Origin of the sequence: Roseateles aquae (assembly GCF_032337115.1) — a bacterium.
GTDB classification, from domain to species: domain Bacteria; phylum Pseudomonadota; class Gammaproteobacteria; order Burkholderiales; family Burkholderiaceae_C; genus Roseateles_C; species Roseateles_C aquae.
This window is the reverse complement of the sequence record NZ_JAVXZY010000038.1, coordinates 1-1,425: the sequence shown is the minus strand read 5'-3', so window position 1 is coordinate 1,425 and position 1,425 is coordinate 1. Positions and strand designations below refer to the sequence as shown.

The window sequence follows — 1,425 nt, the reverse complement described above, 5'->3', positions numbered from 1 at the left end:
GCGCATGCGCCAGTCCGTTGGCCCGCGCGTTGAGCTCGCGGTAGCTGAGCTGCTCGCCTTCGTACACCAGCGCTGCCGCGTCCGGCCTGTGCCGTGCCTGGGCTTCGATGCGGCGGTGGAGCAGATCCGGACCGCCAAAGTCACGCGGGTTCAGATTGAAACCGTTGACGAGAACCTGCCGCTCTGCCGCTTCAAGCAGTGGCAGGCGGGCGACAGGGCATGCATCGTCGCTCGGCAGGGCCGCCAGCAGGCGGCCGTACATTGCCAGCCAACGCGTGATCGTCCCAGCGTCGAACAAATCGACGGCGTAGGACAGCGCACCGACGATGCGATCACCTTGCTCAGCCATCGACAGCGACAGGTCGAACTTGACTGTCCCGTCGTCGGCCTGCGTCGTCAGCCCGGACAGCTTGAGTCCCGGCAGTTCTAGCGCGCCTTCATCAGCATGGTTGTTCAGCGTCAGCAGCGTCTGGAAGATTGCGCTGTGGGCAAGGTTGCGCTGCGGCTTGACGGCTTCCACGACCTGCTCGAATGGCAGGTCCTGATGCGCGTATGCATCCAGCGTGTCGCGCTTGACGGCGGCCAGCAGCGTCGCCACATCAAGGTCAGGAGACAGGCTGACCCGCAGCGCCAAGGTGTTGGCGAAGAAGCCGATCAGCGGCTCCACTTCGCTGCGCTGGCGATTCGCGATCGGGCTGCCGATCACGACATCGTCCTGCCCCGACAGCCGTGCCATCAGCAGCGCCCAGCCGGCCAGCAGCGTCATGTACAGCGTCGTGCCATGACGTCGGCCGAGTGCCTTGAGGCCCGCACAGGTGCGGGTGTCGAGCTCGAACGCCACGCTGGCACCGGCGTAGCTCTGCTGTGCCGGCCGCGGCCGGTCGGTCGGCAGTGCCAGCAGTTCGGGCGCGCCGACGAGGCGCTGCTTCCAGTAGTCGAGCTGCGCCTCCAGCCGCTCACCCTGCAAGCACTGGCGCTGCCAGGCCGCGTAGTCGGCGTACTGGATCGCCAGCTCGGGCAGTGGATCACTCTGCCCCTGGCTGAAGGCCGTATAGAGCGCCGCCACCTCCCGGGTAAACACGCCCATCGACCAGCCGTCAGAGATGATGTGGTGTTGATTGAGCAATAGCACATGATCGTCGGCCGCGAGCTTCAGCAGGCGCCCGCATATCAGTGGGCCACGCTCGAAGTCAAACGGTGCACTGGCGTGGTCAAGCGCGTGGCGCTGCACCGCAGCTTCCTGCTCATGGCCATGCAGCAGCGTCAAGTCTTGCTCGTCAAGTACGAAGCCGCGATCGGCCGCATCGATGAGCTGAACGGCCTGCCCGTCCTGCTGCACAAACCGCGTGCGCAGAATCTCGTGCCGCGCCACGATTCGATCCAGCGTCGCCTGCAGCGCCCCGCGGTCCAACCGCCCCTGCAGCC

Annotated in this window: 1 protein-coding gene; it reads right to left on the bottom strand. The window is 66.2% G+C overall.

The window, feature by feature from the left end; translation table 11 throughout:
* On the bottom strand, positions 1 to 1,372 hold a 1,372-nt coding region (locus RQP53_RS24655; RefSeq protein WP_315653387.1), incomplete at its 3' end, for a condensation domain-containing protein.
* Positions 1,373 to 1,425: the final 53 nt, after the last annotated feature.